Source organism: Actinomadura geliboluensis (assembly GCF_043197915.1).
Lineage (GTDB): Bacteria > Actinomycetota > Actinomycetes > Streptosporangiales > Streptosporangiaceae > Spirillospora > Spirillospora geliboluensis.
In genome coordinates this window covers 827272-846859 of the sequence record NZ_JBICUA010000002.1, presented here as the reverse complement: position 1 = coordinate 846859, position 19588 = coordinate 827272, and the positions used below count along the sequence as shown (strand labels likewise).

Genomic DNA, 19588 nt, shown 5'->3' with positions numbered 1-19588 from the left:
GCTGGCATTTCCGCGCGTTCGGGGTGCAGTGCGACTTTTGTGGCGTTCCTCGGTCCCTCGCGCGGGGATTTCCGGCCGGAGTTTCCCCCGGCACCGGCCCGGAGTCGCGCGGGGGGCGCGGCCCACGCCGGGAGAAATGGCGGAAGCATGAGAACGCGTACCCGACCCGCCCGGGCACGCCGGTGGCTCGCGGCCGGTGCCGCGGGGGTGGCGGCGGCCACCTTCGCGGCACCGGCCGTGGCGGCTTCGGCGCAGGACCTGCCGATCACGCAGCAGGTGCAGCAGCAGAACCAGTGGTGCTGGGTCGCCAGCGGGCTGACCATCGCCCAGTTCTTCGGAAAGGGGAACGTCAGCCAGAACGATTTCTGCAACCTCGGGCGCGGCTACCCGCGCGGGAGCTACTGCCCGAACCAGGCCGGCTACCTGGAGTACGACCAGCGCGCGTTCCAGGCGCTCGGGCTCTCCCCGGGGCAGGTCTCCGGGCCGCTGTCGCTCTCGTCGGTACAGGCCGAGATCAACGGGCGGCGCCCGATCCTGACCGGCATCTACTGGACGGCCGGCGGCGGCCACGCCCAGGTCATCTACGGCTACTCCGGACAGACGGTCTCCTACGGCGACCCGTGGCCGTCCAGCCCCCGCTACGGGGAGATGTCCTACAGCAGCTACGTCAGCAACTACCAGTTCCGATGGGGCCAGGCCCTGTCCAGGATCGGGGGTTGAGATGCGCGGCAGTATGAAGATCGCGGCCGGCGCGGTGATCGGCGGCACGGTGATCGGCGGCACGGTGCTGATGGGCGGGAGCGCGGCGCTGGCCGCCGGGCCGCCGTCGGACGAGGCCGCCGCGGCGCAGGCGGCGCAGGCGCCCGCGGCGCAGCAGCGGCTCGCGGAGTTCTTCGTCCACCTGGACCAGCACCAGCGGGGTCAGTTGACGAACCAGGCCGTGACGAAGGCGCAGGCCCAGGCGAAGGCGCCGCGGCTCCAGGGAGCGGCGCAGAAGGTCTACTCGCTGAACCCGGCGTTCGTGAAGGGCGAGAGCGCCCCGGTCGCGACGTTCGCCTACATGGCGGTCGGCGCGGCGTCGGCGAGCGGGCAGCACGCGACGGTGTGGCTGACCGGGTCCGGCGCGAGCTGGCAGGTCATGAACATCATCTCGGGGTCGGACGAGGCGGCCTACCCGGCGCGGGCGGACGGCGGCACGGTGTTCACCGAGCCGCAGATCCACGCCTGGTACCGGCTGAAGGACGGCCGGGTCACCGCCCTCAACGACACCGCCAGGACGTCGGTCGGGAAGGCCGGCGTGACGGTGGCCGCGTACCAGCGGCTCGTGCACGGCCGGTACGCCGACAAGCTCCCCGGGACGGCCTACCAGCGGTCCGGGAAGCTCGGCGGCTACTCGCCGGCGACCGGCGTCCGCGGGCCGGTGCCGGATCGGGGCCCGGCACCGGCCCTCCTGGCGCTCGGCGCGGGCGGTGCCGTGACCGCCGCGGGCATCGCGGTGGCGCGGCGACGCAGGGGCAGCTACTAGCGGCTCGGCGCGCGGGTCCCGGAGGCCGGTCCCCCTCCCGGGACCCGCGCGGCGAGCAGTGCCGGATGCGCCTCGGGGTGCTCGTCCCACCATTCGCGGTAGATCCGCTGGGCCTGGACGAGGCCGAGGTAGACGCCGGTGAAGGCGGCGCGCAGCCGCTCCGCCGCCGGTTCGGCCTCGGGGCGCCACATCAGCACCACGCGCTGCGCGAGCGGGTCGCCGGCGATGCGGCGGAACGCGATCCCGTCGCGGGAGGCCGCGGTCGGCTGGTAGAGGCCGACGGCGCGCCCGGACCGGATCAGCGACGCCGAGATCTGCCAGTCGCTCGACCAGTACCGCACCCGCGGGGTGAACCCGGCCTCCGCGCACACGGCGCGGAAGTGGGCGGGCCACGGGCCGTCGTCGAGCGGGTCGTCCAGCCAGTCCCGGTCGGCGAGGTCGGCGAGGTCGACTGCCGGTCTGTCGGCGAGCGGGCCTGCGGCGGCCATCCCGACGAGCAGCGGCTCGCGCTCCACCAGGACGAGCCGCCGCAGCCCGTCGCGCGGGCGCGGGTCGTGGCCGGCCGGCTCCTGGAACAGCCCGATGTCGAGGGCGCCGGAGCCGAGCAGGGCGAGGATGCGGCCGCCGCCCGGGTCGACCCGCAGTTGCAGGCGCGCCTCCGGATGCAGCGCGTCGAGGTGCTCGCCGAGCCCGGTCAGCGCCGGGCACGCCTGGATCCCGATCCGCAGCAGCGGCGGCGCGGCGGGGAGCCGGTGCGCGAGCGCCGCGTTGAGGTCGTCGATGCCGGCGAGCGCGGCGCGGGCGCGGGTGGCGACCTCCGCCCCGACGGGCGTCGGCGTGACGCCCCCCGGCGAGCGGACGAACAGCTGCACGCCGAGGTGGCCCTCCACGCGGCGGAGCATCGTGCTGACGGCGGGCTGGGTGAGGCCGAGCCGCGCGGCGGCCTTGCTGATGCTGCCGGTGGCGGCGATCGCCTCGATCATCCGCAGATGGTGGGGGCCGAGGTCCACGGGCGCTCCTGACCTGTCGTCGCCCCGTGCCGCTGGTTCTCCGCCGCATGCTAGCGCCGGTCCGGCGGCGGCGGAATGGCAATCCGTGCCCGACCGGCTCAGCTCGGCCCCGCGTCGCGGCGCAGGTCGCGCGGGCTGACGCCGAAGCGGCGGCGGAACGCGTGGCTGAGCGCGCTCGCGGAGGAGAAGCCGCTCGCGTGCGCGAGGTCGGTGATCGTGACGTTCCGGTAGAGCGGATCGCGCAGCCGGTCCCGGACGAGCCGGAGCCGCTCCTCGCGGATCAGCTCGCGCGGCGTCGTCCCGGCCCGCTGCAGCGCGAGCTGGATCTGCCGCAGCGACCAGCCGAGGTCCTGCGCCATCGCGGTGCCGGTGAGGCCGGGGTCGGCGGCGTGCTCGCGGACGTGCCGGCGCACCACCGCCTCCACCTCCGCGAGGTGGCCGGACGCGGGCGGCCGGGCGCGTCCCGCGACGAGCAGGCACAGCAGCTCGGTGATCCGGTCGCAGGCGGCGTCGAACTGCGGCTCGGACAGGCTGCCGCGCTCCTCCCCGACGGCCCGCACCATGTCGGCGACGACGCGGCCGAGCCCGGCGGTCAGGTCGATGCCGGTCACCGGCAGCGCCGGGACGTTGGGCCGCCCGGCCATCTCGCGCGCCGGGATCGTCAGCACGAGCGCGCGGCCGGGCCGCCGCCGGTCGACCCGCAGCGGCGCGGCCGGCGGGACGAGCCCGCCCGTGCCGGGGCGCAGCCGCGCCTCGCGGGCGCCGTCGAGCATGAGCAGCTCGCCGTGCAGCGGCAGCAGGAACCGGTAGCCCTCGGCGCCGGGGTCGGGGCGGCCCTCCTCGTACAGGACGAGCCGGTAGGCGTCGCGCCGGACCGGCCCGCCGAGGAGGTCGTCCACCCGCAGGCCCTTTCCGCCGGTCCGCACCGCGCCGGACCTGGTCCGGAGCGGTGATCGCTTGCGCGCCCGAGCGTAGTACGCGCCGCGCCACCGATTCACCCGATTCCAGCGGAAAGTAACGCGATTCAGACTGTCGGTGATCTTGCCGTGCGCCCGGCGGCAGGTTCCTTGCGCGCGGGCACAAGCACGCGCCCCCGAACCGCCCTACGGTGCCGAACCTGTGGCGTGTTCCGCGCCACTCCCCCCACCTCCGGCCCCGCGGCCGGTCCACCTCGCCCGAAAACCCCTCTGCACCGAGGATCTGATGGAGCAATTCCTCCTGGCGGCGGCGTTCGTCCTCGTGGCGGGCGCCGGCATCGCCGCCGCCCTGCTGGCACGCCAGCGGCGGGCGACCGCCGACCTGCGCGAGCAGAACTCCGTGCTCGCCCACGGCCTGGACCTGCGGGAGCGCGAGCTGCGGCACCTCGCCGAGGTCCGGCTGCCCGAGCTCATGGAGTCACTGACCAACCCGGGCGTGCGCGTCACCGGACCGCTGCACGACCTCGACCGCGAGGCCCCCGCGTACGGCCAGGCGATGCGCACCGTCGTGGACCTGTTCTCCGGCGCCACCGCGGGCGTCCGGGAGCGCGCCGACCGGTCGGCGAAGTCGACGCTGCGCGCGATGATGCGCGCCGTGCAGAGCCTCGCGAACGAGCAGCAGCTCGCCATCTCGCACATGCAGGAGCGCCACGACGACCCCGACGTGCTGGAGGGCCTGCTCCGCATCGACCACATGAACGCCCAGCTCGGACGGCGCGCGCAGGCCACCGCCGTGCTGTGCGGGTCGTGGCCGGGGCAGCAGCGGTCGGCGTCCTCGCTGACCGACGTGGTGCGCGGCGCCACCTCCCGCATCCGCGACTACCTGCGCGTCAACCTGGAGGGGTCGCTGAACGCCGCCGTGACGAGCCGCGCCGTCGAGCCGATCGTGCTGACCCTCGCCGAGCTGCTGGACAACGCCGCCCGGCACTCCCGTCCCGACACCGCCGTCGAGGTCAACTTCCGGTCCGCGCACAACGGCGTCGCCATCACCATCGACGACGCGGGCGTCGCGATGGACGCCGACGAGCTGCAGCGCGCGGCGGAGCTGCTGTCCGGCGACGCGTCGGTGGACATCCACCGGCTCGGCGACCCGCCCCGCGTCGGGTTCGCGGTCGCGGGCGTGCTCGCCGCCCGGTACGGGTTCCGGGTGTCGGTCGACAGCCACTCCCCCTACGGCGGCGTGCGCGCCGTGGTGTTCGTCCCGTCCGCGCTGCTCACCGAGGTCCCGGACGAGCGGGCGCCCGCACCGGCGGCGGAGCTCCCGGCGGCCGCGGCCGCGGCGGGCGCGTCGACGGCCGGCGGGCTGCCCAAGCGCAGCCGCGTCGCCGTCGCCGAACGCCCCGCCGAACCCGAGGGCGACGCGGCGGCCGAACCGGACACCGGAGACTCCGGCGGCGCCGCGGTGCCGCCGCCGCCCCGGCCGGCGCGGGAGACCGCCGCCGGCCTCGGCGCCTGGCAGCGCGGCACGCGCTCCGGCCGCGCCGCGACGCCGTCCGGCGACCCGTCCGGGTCCGGCGCTGACAGTAAGGATCTGCGGCCATGAACGAGGGGTGGAACGGCGCGATGGACGACGGTACGAACCGGCTCGGCTGGATGCTCGACGACGCGCTGCGGATGCCGGAGACCCGCTACGCGATCCTGCTGTCGGCCGACGGCCTGCTCATGGCGCACTCGGAGCGGATCGGCCGGGACGAGGCGGAGCGGCAGGCGGCCGGCATGGCGGGCCTGCAGTCGCTCGCCCGCAGCACCGCCGAGTTCTGCGGCGACGCGGGCACCACCTGGCGGCAGACGGTCAACGAGTTCGACGACGGCTACGTGTTCCTCGTCGCCGCCGGCCCCGGCGCCTACCTCGCGGTGTCGGCGACGCAGCGCGTCGACATGGAGACCGTGTCGTTCCGCCTCCAGGAGCTGGTGCAGCGGCTGGGCAAGGAGCTGACCAGCCCGCCGCGACCGGGCGCGGGCAGTCCCGCATGACCCCGCGCCGGAACGAGCGCGCCCTGGTCCGCCCGCACGTCGTCACCGGCGGGCGGGCGCACCCGACCCGCAACGTCTTCGACCTCGTCACCCTCGTCATCGCCACCGGCGACCTGCCGCGCAAGGGCCTGACCCCGGAGAAGCTCCGGATCGTCGAGCTGTGCCGCGGCGGCGCCCTGTCGGTCGTCGAGATCTCCGGGCACCTCGACCTGCCCGTCGGGGTCGTCAAGGTGCTGCTCTCCGACCTCGTCGACGGCGGGCACCTCACCACCCGGGCCGCCGCGCCCGCCGACCGGCAGCCGAAGGTCCGGCTCCTTCAGGAGGTGCTCGATGGGCTCCGCGCTCGCCTCTGACCCGTCCTACGTCCGCGACAGCGTCCGGACCGCCGTCAAGATCCTCATCGTGGGGCACTTCGCGGTCGGCAAGACCACCTACGTCGGGACGCTGTCGGAGATCCGCCCGCTGCGCACCGAGGAGCGGATGACGCAGGCCGGCGCGACCGTGGACGACCTCGCCGGCATCCGCGACAAGACCACCACCACCGTCGCGATGGACTTCGGCCGCCTCACCCTCAGCGACGACCTCGTCCTGTACCTGTTCGGCGCCCCCGGCCAGCAGCGGTTCACCCGGCTGTGGGACGACCTGGCGCGCGGCGCCCTCGGCGCGCTGATCCTGGTGGACACGGCCCGGCTCCAGGAGTCGTTCGCCGTCATGGACATCGTGGAGAAGCAGGGCCTGCCGTACGCGGTGGCCGTCAACCACTTCGACGGCTCGCCCGTCTTCCCGGAGGGCGAGGTCCGCGAGGCCCTCGACCTCGCGCCCGGCACGCCGCTGGTCACCTGCGACGCCCGCGACCGCAGGTCGTCCACCGAGGCGCTGATCTCCCTCGTCGACCACCTCCTCACCCTGGACACGGAAACGGCATGACCGAACCGGAGCGCTTCCCCCTGTACGGCCCCGAGTACGCCCGGGACCCCGCCGCCACCTACGCCCGGATGCGCGCCCACGGCGACCTCGCGCCCGTCGAGCTGGCCCCCGGCGTCCCGGCGACGCTGGTCATCGGGTACGAGGCCGCGCTGGAGATCCTGCGCGACCCCGACACCTTCCCGCGCTGCAGCGAGGTGTGGGAGGAGGAGGTCGGCCCGAGCTGCCCGGTGCTGCCGATGATGATGGCGCGGCCGAACGCGCTGTTCACCAACGGCGCCGTGCACGCCCGCCTGCGCTCGGTGATCGTCGACAGCCTCGACCGCATCGACCCGGCGGCGCTGCGCGACCACACCCAGGTCAGCGCCGACACCCTCATCGACCGGTTCGCGGGCGACGGCAAGGCCGACCTCATCGGCCAGTACGCCCGCACGCTGCCGCTGCTGGTGTTCAACCAGATGTTCGGCTGCCCCCGCGACATCGGCGACAAGCTCGTCCGCGGCATGAGCGCCATCTTCGACGCCGTGTCCGCCGAGGAGGGCAACGCGCTGCTCGCCGAGGGCAACGCCGAGCTCGTCGCCTACAAGCGGGCGAATCCCGGCGCGGACGTGACGTCGTGGATGATGCGGCACCCGGCCGGCCTCGACGACCTGGAGATGGCCCACCAGCTCACGCTGCTGATCGGCGCCGGCACCGAGCCGGAGCAGAACCTCATCGCCAACGGCATCCTGCTGCTGCTGTCGGACGACCGGTTCGGCGGCGACCTCGCGGGCGGCAGCATGCCCGTCGAGGACGCGCTCGACGAGATCCTGTGGACCGACCCGCCGATGGCCAGCTACGGGACGACGTTCCCGCGCCGCGACATCGACTTCCACGGGCACCTGCTGCCCGCCCACCAGCCCGTCCTGATCGGCTACGCCGCCGCGAACACCGACCCGTCCCGCTCGGTGGCCGACCGGAAGGGCAACCGCGCGCACCTGTCGTTCGCCGGCGGGCCGCACACCTGCCCGGCCAAGAGCCACGCCCGGCTGATCGCGTCCGCCGCCATCGAGGTGCTCCTGGACCGGCTGCCCGACCTGGACCTCGCCGTCCCGCGGGACGCGCTGGAGTGGCGTCCCGGCCCGTTCCACCGCGCCCTGGTCGCCCTGCCCGTCACGTTCCCGCCCGCGGAGACGCGCTGACCTGAACCAGCGGCGGGGGTGCGCCCGTACCACCGGCCGTGACGGCACCTGAGGCGATCCCCGACCCGCCCGCGGCCCGCACCGACCGGACGATGCTCGCCATCGGCGCCGCCGCGCTCGCGCTGGTCGTCCTCGCGCTGGTGGTGCGGCTGGGCGGCGCGTTCAGCGAGACCGCCGTCCCCGGCCTGTCGCGGGCGGGGGCGCTGACCAAGACCGGGCTGTCGGTCGCCAAGCTCGGCGGCGACGTCGCGGCGGTCCTCACGGTCGGCTGGCTGCTGGTCGCCGCCGTGTTCGTGCCGGGGACGTCCGGCACCGGCCGCCGCTGCCTGCGCGCCGCGTCGCTGACCGCGCTGGCGTGGGCGCTGTGCACGCTGGCGCTGATCGTGTTCACCGTCCTCGACCTCTTCGGGACGGGCCTCGGCGGCGTCACCGGGAACATGCTGCGGACGCTGCTCATCGAGCTGCCGCAGGGCCGGGCGCTGCTGCTGGTCCTCGCCGCCGCGCTCGCCCTGGCCGTCGCGGCGAGCCTGCCCCGCGCGGCGGGCGGCGCCGGGTACCTGCTCGCGGGCGCGCTCGCCGCGATGCTGCCGCCGCTGTTCACCGGGCACGCCGCGAGCGCCGCCGACCACGCGCTCGCCGTCTGGAGCCTCGCCGCCCACGTGGCGGGCGCCGCGCTGTGGGTCGGCGGGCTCGTCGCCCTGGTCACCCTCGCGCCCGGCATGCGGGACGGCCTGCCCCGCGTCGCCGAGCGGTACAGCGGCCTCGCGCTCGCCGCGTTCGCCGTCGTCGGCGCCAGCGGCGCGGTCAACGCCTGGGTGCGGCTCGGCGGCGTCCACCTCGGGTCGCGGTACGGGATGCTGGTCGTGGCGAAGGGCGCCGCGCTCGCCGTGCTCGGCGCCCTCGGCTGGTGGCACCGCCACGCCACGCTCCCCGCGCTCCGGGACGGCGCGAACCTCCGCCCTTTCCTGCGCCTCGGCTCGGTCGAGGTCCTCGTCATGGCGGCGACGATGGCGCTCGCCGCCGGGCTGTCCCGCACGCCGCCGCCGGAGAACGCCCCGGGCACCCTCGACGTCGTCGCGCTGCGGCTCGGCTTCCCGCTGCCCGGCCCGGCCGGACTCGGCCCGTACCTCCTCGACTGGTGGGTCGATCCGCTCTTCGCCGTGCTGATCGTCACCGCGGCCGTGCTGTACGGGGCGGGCGTCGCGCGCGTCCGGGACTGGCCGGCGCGCCGCAGCGCGGCGTGGGCCGCCGGCCTGCTCGTCCTGCTGCTCGCCACCGCGAGCGGGATCTCCCGCTACAGCATGGTGCTGTTCAGCGCGCACGCCGTCCAGCACGTCCTCGTCGGGCTCATCGCGCCGCCGCTGCTGCTGTACGGGGCTCCGGTGCGGCTCGCGCTCCAGGCCATGCGCGGGGAGGGCCGCGCGCTGCTCGCCACCGCAGCGGGCAGCCGGGGGCTGCGGGCGCTCAGCCATCCGGCGGTCGCGTGCCCGCTGCTGCTGCTGAGCCTCTACGCGTGGTACGTGTCGCCGCTGTTCCCGCCGTCGCTCGGCAACCACGCGCTCCACTCACTCGCCATGCTCGCCTTCCTCGCCGCCGGGCTGGCGTACTTCCACGGCGCGACGGGCGCGCTCGTGCCGTTCGCCCTGCTGCCGCTGCACGTGCTCGCCGGGGTGGCGCTCATGCGGGACGGGACCGTCCTCGGCAACTGGTACGAGGACCTCGGCCGCACCTGGGGCCCGCCGCCACTGGACGACCAGCACTTCGGCGCGCTGCTGCTGTGGACCGCCGCGGCCGCCGTCACGGCGGCGCACGGCGCCCACGGGCTCTCCCGGCGCTACGGGCTACTCCGGCGCTACAAACTCACCCGGTACTACGGGCGGGGCCGCCGGTCGACGACGCGGCTGAGCGCCTCCACGACCGTCGGGTCGTACTCGGCGGCCGAGTCGAGCCGGAGCCGCTCCAGCACGGCGGCGCCCCGGTCGCGGTCGGCGGAGTCGCCGACGAGGTCGTCGTAGGCGTTGGCGACCTTGATGATGCGGCTGGCGAGCGGCGGCGGCAGCGGCCGCTGCTCGCCCGCGTCGCCGGCCGGGTCGCGGCCCGTCCGGTACGGGTGCGAGGACAGCTGCACGACGTGCGCCACCCGGTCCAGCACCCCGGTCTGCTTGATCACCTCGGCGCCCAGCTCGGCGATGCGGCGCTGCTCGGCCGGGGACGCCAGCACGGTCGCGCCGCCCGGGATCGGGTCGCCGAGCGACAGCTGCCCGATGTCGTGCATCAGCGCCGCGTACTCCAGTTCGAGCAGCTCCTCCTCGGCCATGCCGAGTTCGCGGCCCATCGCGACCGCGAGCCGCGCCACCCGCCGCGAGTGCCCGGCCTCGACGTAGCCGCCGACCTCGGTGACCCGCGACAGCGCGCGGACGGTCTCCAGGTAGGTGGCGCGGATCCCGGCGTACCGGCGGAACGCGAACTGCGTCACCAGGATCGGCACGGTGAAGATCAGCAGCGCGGCCTCGCCCATCGCGGTCGTCGCGACCGCGATCAGCATGGCGGTCGCGCTGGTCGCCGCGCACAGCGCGATCTTCGCCTCGATCTCGTCGCGCAGCGCGATGCCGAACCGCGCCCGGACGGTCTCCGCCCGGATGACCGCGGCGATCAGCACGTCGCTGAAGCAGGACGCGACCACGACGAGGCCCATCACGGCCAGCAGCAGGTACCAGGCGAGGTCGAGGGTCAGCACCGGCCGGAAGCACAGCGCGATGACGGCGACGTTGAACAGCCGGCGGGCCATCGCGTCCGGCCGCGGCATCCGGCCCACCGCGATGTGCGGCAGCGAGCCGACCAGCATGCCGACCGCGGTGACGGCGACGACCTGCAGCGCGGAGTGCTCGGCCGGGACGACGCCGAGCGGCGCGCCCGGCGGGGCGCCCTCGGGGCCGACGCCGACCAGCAGCGCGTACCCCATCGCGCCCGCGGTGGCGATCGGGGCGACCTCCCGGTTGCCCGGCATCACCATGCGGAACAGCTCGCCCAGCGCGATCAGCACGCCGAACATGATCGCGATGTCGGCCTGCCGGAGCCCGACCGCGGCGACCTGGGTGACGGCGACGACGACGAACAGCCCGGCGGTCGCGATGAGCAGCAGCTGGCCGGAGTCGATGGTCTGCCACGCCGCCCGTTCCCGGGCGGGCATCTGGCCGGTGGTCACTGGTGCCGCACCTCGTCGCCGCCGGTGACCCGCAGCGGGGCGCTCGGGTCGTCGTGGTCCTGCCGGGTGGTCTCGACGACGTCGTCGTCCGGCAGCACGACCGGGTCGGGCGGCTCCCAGCCCTCGCGGTCGAGCGCGCGCAGGAACGCTTCGACCATCTCGGGGTCGAAGTGGTCGCCCATCCCGCGGCGCAGCTCGGCCACGGCCTCCTCGATGCTGCGGGCGGCCCGGTAGGAGCGCGTCGAGGTCATCGAGTCGAACGCGTCCGCCACCGAGATGACCCGGGCGAACTCGGGGATCTCGTCCCCGGCGAGGCCCATCGGGTAGCCGCGGCCGTTCATCTTCTCGTGGTGGTGCATGATCCCGGCGAGCGCCTCGTCCAGGAACCCGATCTCGCGGACGATCTCCAGCCCGCGCATCGGGTGCAGCTGGATCGCGGCGAACTCCTCCTCGGTCATCGGCCCGTTCTTCTGCAGCACCTTGGTGGGGACGCCGAGCTTGCCGACGTCGTGCAGCATCCCGGCGTAGCGGATCGCCTCGACCCGGTCGGCGCGCATCCCGATCTCCTGCGCGATCATCACCGAGCCGCGGGACACGCGCTCGGAGTGCCCGCGGGTGTAGTAGTCCTTGGTCTCGACCGCCTGGCACAGCGCGGCGAGGGTGGCGGCGTGCGCCTGCTGCTGCGCGTACGCCTGGTCCATCGCCCAGCGGGCGATGAACAGCGGGAGCAGGACGAGCACGGCGGCGAACGGGCCGACCCGCGGCCACAGCCCGGCGATCAGCAGGCCGACCATGCCGTAGCCGAGGCAGCCGACGGCGAGCTGGCCGCTCTCGTGCAGCAGCTCGCGCGGCGCGGCCTGCCGGCTGAGCAGCAGCACCCCGGCGGTCAGCGCCAGGTTGACCACCACGAACGCGACGAGCGCGCCGAGGAACGGCCCGATGACGTGCTCGACCCAGCGGGCCTTCTCCGGGTGGAAGCGGTCGCCGCCGAGCAGCTCGAAGACCGTCCCGGAGACGAAGCCGCTGAGCGCGAACTGCGCGCCGTTGAACACGCGCTTGACGGGGGCGAAGAACCGCTGCCCGGTGACCACGGCGACCAGGCCGAGCAGCGCGGCGCCGGTGGGGCCGAGCAGCACCACCGAGGCCAGGCTCGCGGCGAAGCTCAGCGACACCCTGGCGCGCGCGACGGTCAGCCGCGCGGGCGCCGAGTCGCAGACCAGGAACAGCAGGGCCAGCACGACCAGCTTGCCCCAGTCCAGCTCCGCGAAGGACGAGGTCGCGATGAGGCCGGCCGCGACGGCCACCACACCGCTGACGTACGCCCAGGCAGCGAGAGGAAGTCCACGCATTGCCGCCCCTCGGGGAGTGACGAGATGGCGGGCCGCCGCCGGGGTGCTGTGCGCCTGCCGGCACCTAGACCCAGGACACGCCCTTGGTCAGCATCAACGACGACGCCGGGGCGCTCGGGCACCGGCCGTGTCCTGCCGGCGACACGCGTTCGTGCATGGCTCCTTGCCTCCCCCCGCCGATCCGGGCCGTCCCGGCCTCGCGGCCGGCCTTCCGAGGGGCCGGGCGCGGGGCCCGGCTTCCCGGGCGAGCACATACCCCGAATTGCATCGGCACGCACGTGCTCCCGTCGCTGATTTCGGCATAAGCCTAACGCGAACTGCCCAGGTCACACAGGCGTCAGGGAAAAACTGAGCAAAGCGTGAACCGACCGTCACCATAGGTGATCAATTGCCCCGATGAATACACCCAACGTAAGCGCACAATCCGACTGCACAACAGAATGCACGTGCATCGGCAAACGCACGCCCAACCCGAGTCTTTTTCATCCCCGTCGGCCACCGCCGGTACGCCATACCGTACCTCTCGGATGAAAAAGACTCACCCCAAGGAAATAACCGCAAAGCGACAACCCCGTGTTTTGGGGTATGCGCCCGAATTCAGCCGCGCGCGGCGCCGCGCTCGCGGGCCCAGGCGACGGTCTCGGCGATCCCCTCGGCGAGGGCGGTCGTCGGCTCCCAGCCGAGCGCCTCGCGCGTCGCCGCCGGGTCGACGGACATCGCGGGCAGGTCGCCGAGCCGGGGCGGGGCGAACTCCGGGTCGTCCGGCGCGCCCGCCGCCTCGGCGACCAGCGTATGCAGGTCCCGGTCGGTCGTCTGGAGCCCGGTGCCCACGTTGAAGCGGCCCCCGCCGCCCGCCTCCCCGGCGGCACGGGCGAAGGCGTCGACCACGTCCAGGACGTAGACGTAGTCGCGGGTCTGGGTGCCGTCGCCGTAGACCTTGGTCGGACGGCCGGCCAGCAGCGCGTCGGTGAAGATCGACACGACGCCCGCCTCGCCCTCGGGCGTCTGCCGCGGCCCGTAGACGTTCGCGAGCGTCAGCGTCGTGAAGTCGATGCCGTGGAGCTGCTTGTACATCCCCGCGTACACCTCGCCGGCGACCTTCGAGGCCGCGTACGGCGACGCGGGCCGCAGCTCGGCGTCCGCCGGGACGGGCAGCGCGTCCGGCACCCCGTAGACCGCGCAGCTGGAGGTCACCACGACCTTCCGCCCGCCGGCGGCGCGCGCGGCCTCCAGCACGTTGGCGGTGCCGACCACGTTCGTGCGGGCGTCGCCCAGCGGGTCGGACACGCTGACGCGCACGCTGACCTGCGCGGCCAGGTGGCAGATCACCTCGGGGCGGCGGACCGCGACCTTCTCCGCCAGCGCCGGGTCGGCGACGTCCATCTCCCACATCTCGACGCCCGGGCGGATGTTGGTGCCGGACGACAGGTCGTCCACGCCGATGACCTCATGGCCGTCGGCGAGGAGCCGGTCGACGAGATGGGAGCCGATGAAGCCGGCCGCGCCGGTGACGAGTGTGAGCACCCGCAGCACGATACCGAAGCGCCGGGCCCGCGCCCGGCCGCGCCGGGACGGGCGCGGGCCTCAGACGCTCTCGGACCTGTCGGCGCCGCCGGACGCCTTGATCTCGCCGCAGATCTCCTCGATGCGGCCGAGCACCTTGGCGCGCAGGTCGGTGGGCGCCTGCTCGCACCCGCAGGACTTGTTCACCAGTTTCTTGACGGCCTCTTCGAGCCCGTACTCGCGCAGGCACGGCCCGCACTCGTCGAGGTGCTGGCGCACCTCGCCGCAGCCGCCCTGGTCGAGCTCGCCGTCCAGGTAGGTGTAGACCCGCGCGAGGACCTCGTCGCAGGGCGTCTCGTGGTGGTTCCCACAGCTCATGATGACCCCCTGGTGGCGCGCGTCAGGCCGCGCTCCTCAGCGTAGTCCTCCAGCATGCCGCGCAGCTGGCGCCGGCCGCGGTGCAACCGGGACATCACCGTGCCGATGGGCGTGCCCATGATCTCGGCGATCTCCTTGTAGGCGAAGCCCTCGACGTCGGCGAGGTAGACGGCGATCCGGAACTCCTCCGGCAGGTCCTGCAGGGCCCGCTTCACGTCCGAGTCGGGCAGGTGCTCCAGCGCCTCGGCCTCCGCCGACTTCAGCCCGCTGGAGGTGTGCGACTCGGCGCGCGCGATCTGCCAGTCCTCGATGTCCTCGGTGGCGGCCTGCTGCGGCTGGCGCTGCTTCTTGCGGTAGGAGTTGATGAACGTGTTGGTCAGGATGCGGTACAGCCAGGCCTTGAGGTTCGTGCCCTCCTTGAACTGGTGGAAGGACGCGAACGCCTTGGCGAACGTCTCCTGGACGAGGTCCTCGGCGTCGGCCGGGTTGCGCGTCATGCGCAGCGCGGCCGAGTACAACTGATCCAAGAACGGGAGCACGTCGCGCTGGAACCGCTCCTGGCGCTGCTCCACGGTCTCCGTGGTGCCCGGTACCTGTCCCACCCCCTCGGCTGTGGCGCCCTCGGCCCTGGCTCGGCCTGCGGCGTCGTGTCCCACAGACGATATCGGTCCGCGCGGCCGGCCGACGCGGACGGGTGGCCGCGCGTCGCCGCGGGCCGCCGCGGCGCCGGCTCTCCGCTGCTGGTCGGCGACGGCTGTCGTCATCGGCTCGCACCTCCGTATTGCTCGTGTGAGACGGTGCAACACCGGAACGGCCCCACCGATTCCCGGGGTGAGGCCCCGGCCGGATCCCCGCCGCACCCGGTGCCGCGTCACTCAGGGTGATGATCGGGGCCGGACGGGGAAGGTAGTGACATAGACGGCGAGAACAGGAGCATTTGGTGCACTCCGTGCCATCGGCGCGACCTTCCGAGCCCAGCATCGCCAGCTTGCGCGACACCTCCGGAGCCGCGGCCGGGGACTCCCTGGCCAGCTATTGGAGGTTCTACCGGGCGGTGGCGGACGCCCAGCTCGCCCGGTGGCTGCCGCGGCGGCCGTCCCGCGTGCTGGACATCTCCGGCGGCCAGGGGCACAGCGCCCGCCGGGCCGCCGACGCCGGCCACGCGGTGCTGGAGGTGCGCGATCCCGACCGCCCGGGCCGCCCGCCCGCCCGCGCCCGCCGGGACGGCCCCCACCGGGACGGAGCGGATCGCCCGCTGCTGGGCCCGGTCCCGGTGGTCGGCGACTCCGGCACGCTGCCCTACCTCGCCGACGCCTCGGTGGACGCCGTGGTCGCCGAGAACCGCGTGCTGTCCCGGCACCTCGCCACCGAGGCCACCGTCGCGGAGATCGCCCGCGTGCTGCGCCCCGGCGGCCGCGTCCTGCTCTGCGTCGACTCCCTCACCCTCGGGATGGCGCTGCTCGCCGAGCGCAACTACTGGGCGCACCTGTCGGACGTCCCGAGCGCCGAGGTCGTCCTCGTGCCCTGGCCGGACGGGACGATCACCCGCTCGTTCTCGTCCCACCAGCTCCGCGAGCTGCTCGCCGACGCGGGCCTCGACGTCGAGTGGATCCGGCCGCGCACCGTGCTCTCGCCCTCCACGGTCGAGCACGTCCTCGGCGAGTCGCCCCGCGCGCTCGCCCGCCTGGTGCGGACCGAGCTGAACGCCCGGCAGACGGACGAGTCGCTCGGCATCCACCTGCTCGCCAGCGCCCGCCGGGCCGGCTAGCCGGAGCCGGGCGCGGGGCGAGGGGCGGCCGGTCAGCGCCTGCGGTCGCGCCTGCCCTGGCAGGCGATGCAGCGGGCGGCGTCCGGGCGGGCCTCCAGGCGGCCCTCCGGGACGGCCTCGCCGCAGTCGACGCACCGGCCGTAGGCCCCGGCGGCGATCCGGTCCAGGGCGGCGGCCACCCGGCCGCGGTGGCGTTCGAGGGAGTCCAGCGCGGCCTCCACCCGGTCGTGGTCGGTGAGACCGGCCCCGGCGTCCGCGGCGGAACTGTCGCGCTCGGGCGTCTCGCCGCGAAGAATGGCGATGGAACGGTCCAGATCCATGAGCATGGCCTCGAGGCGGGAACGGGCGGCGGCGGTGTCCACGGTCGTGCGCACTCCTCGCACTGGAGCCGCCCTCCCCCGCCGAGGCGGCGCGGTCACAACAACGGGTCAGAACAAACTGTCGGCCTGATCACCAGAGCTATCCCCAGAAATGACCGGCTCTATGAGTTCCGGCCCGTTGTTTCGCACGCTGTTGACGGCTTTCGACACCGGGAAGGCGTCCATTGTCCCGGCCATGGCGGGCACGAGCAGCCCGCGGACCTGCTCGGTGTCGGCGAGCTCCGGGTCGAGCCAGGCGTCCCAGCGGTCCCGCTCGACGATCATCGGCATCCGGTCGTGGATCCGGCCGAGGTCGTCGGGCGCGTCGGTGGTGATGACGGTGCACGTCCACACCCACTCGCCCTCCTCGATCCCCCCGGCACCGCCCTCGGGCGCCTTCCACAGCTCGTACAGCCCGGCCATCGCCATGACCTCGCCGTCGTTCGGCCGGATGAAGTAGGGCTGCTTCTGCGGCTTCTTCTTCGCCTTCTTCTCGCCCTCCGCCGGGTCGGGCGAGTCGCCCTGCTCCTGGATCGTGTACCACTCGAAGTAGCCGTCGGCGGGCAGCAGGCACCGGCGCCGGGCGAACGCGCGGCGGTAGGACGGCTTCTCGTGCACGGTCTCGAACCGCGCGTTGATCATCCGGGAGCCGATCGAGAGGTCCTTGGCCCAGGACGGGACGAGCCCCCAGCGCACCGTCCGCAGCTGGCGGACCGCGGCCTCCTCCTCCGGGGCGTCCTTCGGGCGCCGGTTCAGCACCGCCGGCACCTGCTTCGTCGGCGCGACGTTGTAGTCGGGCTGGATGTCCCCGTCGACCGCGTCTACCTGCACCTGGAACTCGTCCAGGAGCTCCTGACGCGCGCGGGTGGTGGCATAGCGTCCGCACATGGGTCCCATAACACCACGAGCCGGCGACACCCGGCCCGCCATGGCGCCGCGGCACGCGTGAGTCCCCTTACGGCCGCGCTTGAGGCGCGGCGCGTTGGGCATGTAGCCGGTCATGCGACCCTTCACGACCATGGCCCGCCCGCTCGTGGCGGCGCCCTACATCATGACCGGCCTGGACGCCATCCGCGATCCGCGCGAGCGCGCCGAGCAGGTCGGCCCGGCCGTCAAGCCGGTCGCCGACCGGATCGAGTGGATGCCCAAGGACCCCGAGACGCTCGTCCGCATCGAGGGCGCGATCAGCCTCGGCACGGGCGCGCTGCTGCTGACCGGCCGGTTCCGGCGGCTGACGACGCTGCTGCTCGCCGCGCAGCTGGTCCCGGCGCTGGCGACCGAGCACCGCTACTGGACCGAGGACGACCCCGATCGCCGCGCCAGCGAGCGCTCCCACCTGCTGAAGAACGCCGCGCTGTTCGGCGCGCTGCTGATGGCGGCGACCGAGCCGCGCCGCCCGCCGCGCGCCGCGGAACTGCGCCGCGCGCTGCGCGAGACGCAGATCAAGAGCGGCGCGGACGCGAAGGCGATGCGCCGGGAGGCCGCCGCCACGCTGCGGGACGCCCGCCGGGAGGCCGCCCGCCAGGTGCGGATCGCGCGCGCGGAGGCCGGGCGCAAGGCCGCCGTGCAGGGCGCGAAGGCGGCCAAGATGAAGAAGAGCGCCAAGCCGGGCGGCGGCATGCTCAAGCCGGGCGGCATGCTCAAGGCCGGGAAGGCGGGCAAGGCGGGGGGCAAGGCCGGGGGCCTGCTGACGAAGGCCGGCGCCGCGGGCACGTTCAAGGCGGGCAAGGCGACCGGCGCGCTCAAGGGCATCGCGTCCCGGGGCGGGGCGAAGCGGGGCCGCTCCACCGGCCCGGACGTCCGGACGGCGGCGGCCCACCGCGCGGGGAAGGCCGCGAAGGCGGGCAAGGCCGCGGGCAAGACCATGAAGGCGGGCACCGCCACCCAGGCGGCGAAGGCGATGAAGGCCGGCAGGACGGTGAAGACCGGCACGGCCGTCCAGGCGGGCAAGGTCCTGGAGGCGGTCAAGCGCTGACTTTCCGAAGAGAGCCTTAAAAGACCCTCAAGACGGTTGAACCCGGGGGCGGAGCGGTTCCGTACTGCTTGACGACCGTCCGCATTCGAGCACCCCGGAGACGCCCCGGCCATGGCACTTCCCGGATCGACCGGCCGCCGGCCCGGCGGGTTGCGGAGCCTGCTCCGCCGCCCCGGCCCGGCACGCCCGCCCGGCGGCGCCACCGCCCCGGACGACGAGGACATGGTCACCGCGCTCTACCGCGAGTACCATCGGCCCCTCCTCGCGTTCGTCCTCCGGCTGACCGGCGGTGACCGCCAGTGGGCCGAGGACGTGGTGCAGGAGACCATGATCAGGGCGTGGCGCAGCGCGGACCGGCTGGACGACCGGACCTCGTCGCTGATGCCGTGGCTGGCCACGGTCTCCCGGCGTATCGTGATCGACAACCGGCGGCAGCGCGAGGTCCGGCCGCCGGAGGTCGGCGACGGCCCCCTGGAGAACGTGCCGATGGCGGACGAGCTGGACGGCCTGCTGCGCAAGGTCGTCGTGGCGGAGGCCCTGGAGTCCCTGTCGCCCGCGCACCGGCAGGCGCTGACGGAGACGGTGCTGCGCGACCGGACGGTGAACCAGGCCGCCGAGCACCTCGGCATCCCGGTGGGGACGGTCAAGTCCCGCGTCTACTACGCGCTGCGCGCCCTGCGCGTCGCCTTGGAGGAGAGGGGGGTGACCTCGTGAGTTCCCAGATCGAGCACACCGATGTCGGCGCCTACGCGCTCGGCCTTCTCGAACCCGGCGACCGGCGGGCGTTCGAGGCGCATCTGGCCGGCTGCGGCCGCTGCCAGGCCGAGCTGGGCGAGCTGTCGGGGACGGCCGGGGCCCTCTTCTCGCTGGTGCCCGAGCCGGGCCTGTCCCCGGGCGGGGAGGAGGCGGAGGCGGGTGAGGACGAGCCGTCCACACCCCCGGCCGCCGTCCTCGACATGGTGCGCGGCCGGCGGCGCGCCGACCGGAGGCTCCGCCGGGGCGCGTACGTGGTCGGCACGGCCGCCGCCGCGGTGGCGCTGGGCGCGGGCGTCGCGATCGGCGCCGCGCTCGGCGAGGAGGGCGAGCAGCGGCAGCCGCCGCCGGTGGCGCAGCCCGTCACGGGCCGACAGTTCCACGCGACCGACGCGGGCACCGGCGCGGCCGGGACGGTCGGGCTGGTCGACAAGGGCTGGGGCACGCAGGTCAGCCTGGAGCTGCGCGGCATCAAGGGGCCGCTGCGGTGCCACCTGGAGGCCGTGTCGAAGGACGGCGAGCGCAGCGTCGTCGCGGGCTGGCGCGTCCCCGACAAGGGCTACGGCGTGCCGGGCCAGCCCAAGCCGCTCGTCATGCAGGGCGGGACGGGGCTCGACATGGGCGAGATCAGCAGCTTCGTGGTCAGGCTGGACGGCGGCGGGACGCTCCTCACCATCCCGCTGTGACCTGCCGCGGCCCGATAGCCT

20 protein-coding genes and 1 pseudogene are annotated in these 19588 nt (G+C 74.5%); 12 read left to right on the top strand and 9 right to left on the bottom strand.

Annotation, left to right across the window (positions count from 1 at the left end; genetic code table 11):
• Positions 1-147 precede the first annotated feature (147 nt).
• Both ACGFI1_RS09495 and ACGFI1_RS09490 read left to right on the top strand, forming a co-directional pair.
• Positions 148-720 (top strand): papain-like cysteine protease family protein, encoded by a 573-nt coding sequence (locus ACGFI1_RS09495; protein WP_138638256.1) that lies wholly within the window; start codon positions 148-150, stop codon positions 718-720.
• A 1-nt stretch (position 721) separates the two neighbouring features.
• Positions 722-1525 carry a hypothetical protein gene (locus ACGFI1_RS09490; protein WP_392784334.1) on the top strand — a complete coding sequence of 268 codons (804 nt, stop codon included), beginning with the start codon at positions 722-724 and terminating at the stop codon, positions 1523-1525.
• Here the strand turns inward: ACGFI1_RS09490 and ACGFI1_RS09485 are convergent.
• The gene (locus ACGFI1_RS09485; RefSeq protein WP_392784332.1) at positions 1522-2535 is read right to left on the bottom strand and encodes a LysR family transcriptional regulator; all 1014 of its coding nucleotides are present in this window, start codon (positions 2533-2535) and stop codon (positions 1522-1524) included. The two genes, ACGFI1_RS09490 and ACGFI1_RS09485, sit on opposite strands and share 4 nt — an antisense overlap.
• A gap of 98 nt (positions 2536-2633) precedes the next feature.
• Positions 2634-3461, bottom strand: a complete 828-nt coding sequence (locus ACGFI1_RS09480; RefSeq protein WP_386867821.1) for a helix-turn-helix transcriptional regulator — start codon at positions 3459-3461, stop codon at positions 2634-2636.
• 277 nt (positions 3462-3738) lie between these two features.
• Here ACGFI1_RS09480 and ACGFI1_RS09475 point away from each other — a divergent pair, with 277 nt between their 5' ends.
• The 6 genes and pseudogenes from ACGFI1_RS09475 to ACGFI1_RS09450 form a co-directional block, all read left to right on the top strand.
• The gene (locus ACGFI1_RS09475) at positions 3739-5055 is read left to right on the top strand and encodes an ATP-binding protein (protein WP_392784330.1); all 1317 of its coding nucleotides are present in this window, start codon (positions 3739-3741) and stop codon (positions 5053-5055) included.
• Entirely contained in the window at positions 5052-5486 is a 435-nt protein-coding gene (locus ACGFI1_RS09470; protein WP_240807972.1) for a roadblock/LC7 domain-containing protein, read from the top strand. Before ACGFI1_RS09475 ends, ACGFI1_RS09470 begins: the two co-directional genes overlap by 4 nt.
• Positions 5483-5839, top strand: coding sequence for a DUF742 domain-containing protein (locus ACGFI1_RS09465; RefSeq protein WP_138638252.1), 357 nt, complete (start codon positions 5483-5485; stop codon positions 5837-5839). The genes ACGFI1_RS09470 and ACGFI1_RS09465 overlap by 4 nt, the downstream gene beginning before the upstream one ends.
• The gene (locus ACGFI1_RS09460; protein WP_138638251.1) at positions 5817-6413 is read left to right on the top strand and encodes a GTP-binding protein; all 597 of its coding nucleotides are present in this window, start codon (positions 5817-5819) and stop codon (positions 6411-6413) included. The genes ACGFI1_RS09465 and ACGFI1_RS09460 overlap by 23 nt, the downstream gene beginning before the upstream one ends.
• Complete coding sequence (locus ACGFI1_RS09455; protein WP_386867826.1) at positions 6410-7591, top strand: cytochrome P450; 1182 nt, start codon at positions 6410-6412, stop codon at positions 7589-7591. Before ACGFI1_RS09460 ends, ACGFI1_RS09455 begins: the two co-directional genes overlap by 4 nt.
• 92 nt (positions 7592-7683) lie before the next feature.
• A pseudogene (locus ACGFI1_RS09450) lies at positions 7684-9384 on the top strand (cytochrome c oxidase assembly protein); the annotation flags it as partial.
• A gap of 77 nt (positions 9385-9461) precedes the next feature.
• On the opposite strand, the gene ACGFI1_RS09445 reads toward ACGFI1_RS09450, so the two are convergent.
• From ACGFI1_RS09445 to ACGFI1_RS09425, 5 genes are all read right to left on the bottom strand, one after another.
• Positions 9462-10781: an HD-GYP domain-containing protein gene (locus ACGFI1_RS09445; RefSeq protein WP_386868028.1), complete on the bottom strand. Its 1320-nt coding sequence runs from the start codon at positions 10779-10781 to the stop codon at positions 9462-9464.
• Between the two features lie 11 nt (positions 10782-10792).
• The gene (locus tag ACGFI1_RS09440; RefSeq protein WP_138638249.1) at positions 10793-12145 is read right to left on the bottom strand and encodes an HD-GYP domain-containing protein; all 1353 of its coding nucleotides are present in this window, start codon (positions 12143-12145) and stop codon (positions 10793-10795) included.
• Between the two features lie 597 nt (positions 12146-12742).
• On the bottom strand, positions 12743-13669 hold the full coding sequence (locus ACGFI1_RS09435; protein ID WP_301177607.1) for an NAD-dependent epimerase/dehydratase family protein: 927 nt from the start codon (positions 13667-13669) through the stop codon (positions 12743-12745).
• A gap of 60 nt (positions 13670-13729) precedes the next feature.
• A complete protein-coding gene (gene rsrA, locus ACGFI1_RS09430; RefSeq protein ID WP_171069158.1) occupies positions 13730-14026 on the bottom strand; it encodes a mycothiol system anti-sigma-R factor in 297 nt (98 codons plus the stop codon).
• Entirely contained in the window at positions 14023-14628 is a 606-nt protein-coding gene (locus tag ACGFI1_RS09425) for a sigma-70 family RNA polymerase sigma factor (protein ID WP_138638246.1), read from the bottom strand. Before ACGFI1_RS09425 ends, rsrA begins: the two co-directional genes overlap by 4 nt.
• Before the next feature lie 338 nt (positions 14629-14966).
• Between ACGFI1_RS09425 and ACGFI1_RS09420 the strand changes: the two genes are divergently transcribed.
• The gene (locus ACGFI1_RS09420) at positions 14967-15794 is read left to right on the top strand and encodes a class I SAM-dependent methyltransferase (protein ID WP_386867831.1); all 828 of its coding nucleotides are present in this window, start codon (positions 14967-14969) and stop codon (positions 15792-15794) included.
• 32 nt (positions 15795-15826) lie between these two features.
• On the opposite strand, the gene ACGFI1_RS09415 is transcribed toward ACGFI1_RS09420, so the two are convergent.
• Positions 15827-16168 (bottom strand): TraR/DksA family transcriptional regulator, encoded by a 342-nt coding sequence (locus ACGFI1_RS09415; RefSeq protein WP_392784327.1) that lies wholly within the window; start codon positions 16166-16168, stop codon positions 15827-15829.
• A gap of 54 nt (positions 16169-16222) precedes the next feature.
• Entirely contained in the window at positions 16223-17041 is an 819-nt protein-coding gene (locus tag ACGFI1_RS09410) for an SOS response-associated peptidase (RefSeq protein WP_392784325.1), read from the bottom strand.
• A gap of 112 nt (positions 17042-17153) precedes the next feature.
• Between ACGFI1_RS09410 and ACGFI1_RS09405 the strand changes: the two genes are divergently transcribed.
• The 3 genes from ACGFI1_RS09405 to ACGFI1_RS09395 all read left to right on the top strand — a co-directional run bounded on the left by ACGFI1_RS09405 (position 17154) and on the right by ACGFI1_RS09395 (position 19567).
• Complete coding sequence (locus ACGFI1_RS09405; RefSeq protein ID WP_392784323.1) at positions 17154-18128, top strand: DoxX family membrane protein; 975 nt, start codon at positions 17154-17156, stop codon at positions 18126-18128.
• Positions 18129-18239: 111 nt separating this feature from the next.
• Positions 18240-18842: a sigma-70 family RNA polymerase sigma factor gene (locus ACGFI1_RS09400; protein ID WP_392740133.1), complete on the top strand. Its 603-nt coding sequence runs from the start codon at positions 18240-18242 to the stop codon at positions 18840-18842.
• Positions 18839-19567 (top strand): anti-sigma factor family protein, encoded by a 729-nt coding sequence (locus ACGFI1_RS09395; protein WP_392784321.1) that lies wholly within the window; start codon positions 18839-18841, stop codon positions 19565-19567. The genes ACGFI1_RS09400 and ACGFI1_RS09395 overlap by 4 nt, the downstream gene beginning before the upstream one ends.
• Positions 19568-19588 lie beyond the last annotated feature (21 nt).

Coding starts and splice junctions, on each gene's coding strand:
- ACGFI1_RS09495 (WP_138638256.1), top strand. CDS start 148: ATGAGAACGCGTACCCGACCCGCCCGGGCACGCCGGTGGCTCGCGGCC.
- ACGFI1_RS09490 (WP_392784334.1), top strand. CDS start 722: ATGCGCGGCAGTATGAAGATCGCGGCCGGCGCGGTGATCGGCGGCACG.
- ACGFI1_RS09475 (WP_392784330.1), top strand. CDS start 3,739: ATGGAGCAATTCCTCCTGGCGGCGGCGTTCGTCCTCGTGGCGGGCGCC.
- ACGFI1_RS09470 (WP_240807972.1), top strand. CDS start 5,052: ATGAACGAGGGGTGGAACGGCGCGATGGACGACGGTACGAACCGGCTC.
- ACGFI1_RS09465 (WP_138638252.1), top strand. CDS start 5,483: ATGACCCCGCGCCGGAACGAGCGCGCCCTGGTCCGCCCGCACGTCGTC.
- ACGFI1_RS09460 (WP_138638251.1), top strand. CDS start 5,817: ATGGGCTCCGCGCTCGCCTCTGACCCGTCCTACGTCCGCGACAGCGTC.
- ACGFI1_RS09455 (WP_386867826.1), top strand. CDS start 6,410: ATGACCGAACCGGAGCGCTTCCCCCTGTACGGCCCCGAGTACGCCCGG.
- ACGFI1_RS09445 (WP_386868028.1), bottom strand. CDS start 10,781: ATGCCCGCCCGGGAACGGGCGGCGTGGCAGACCATCGACTCCGGCCAG.
- ACGFI1_RS09440 (WP_138638249.1), bottom strand. CDS start 12,145: ATGCGTGGACTTCCTCTCGCTGCCTGGGCGTACGTCAGCGGTGTGGTG.
- rsrA (WP_171069158.1), bottom strand. CDS start 14,026: ATGAGCTGTGGGAACCACCACGAGACGCCCTGCGACGAGGTCCTCGCG.
- ACGFI1_RS09410 (WP_392784325.1), bottom strand. CDS start 17,041: ATGTGCGGACGCTATGCCACCACCCGCGCGCGTCAGGAGCTCCTGGAC.
- ACGFI1_RS09405 (WP_392784323.1), top strand. CDS start 17,154: ATGCGACCCTTCACGACCATGGCCCGCCCGCTCGTGGCGGCGCCCTAC.
- ACGFI1_RS09400 (WP_392740133.1), top strand. CDS start 18,240: ATGGCACTTCCCGGATCGACCGGCCGCCGGCCCGGCGGGTTGCGGAGC.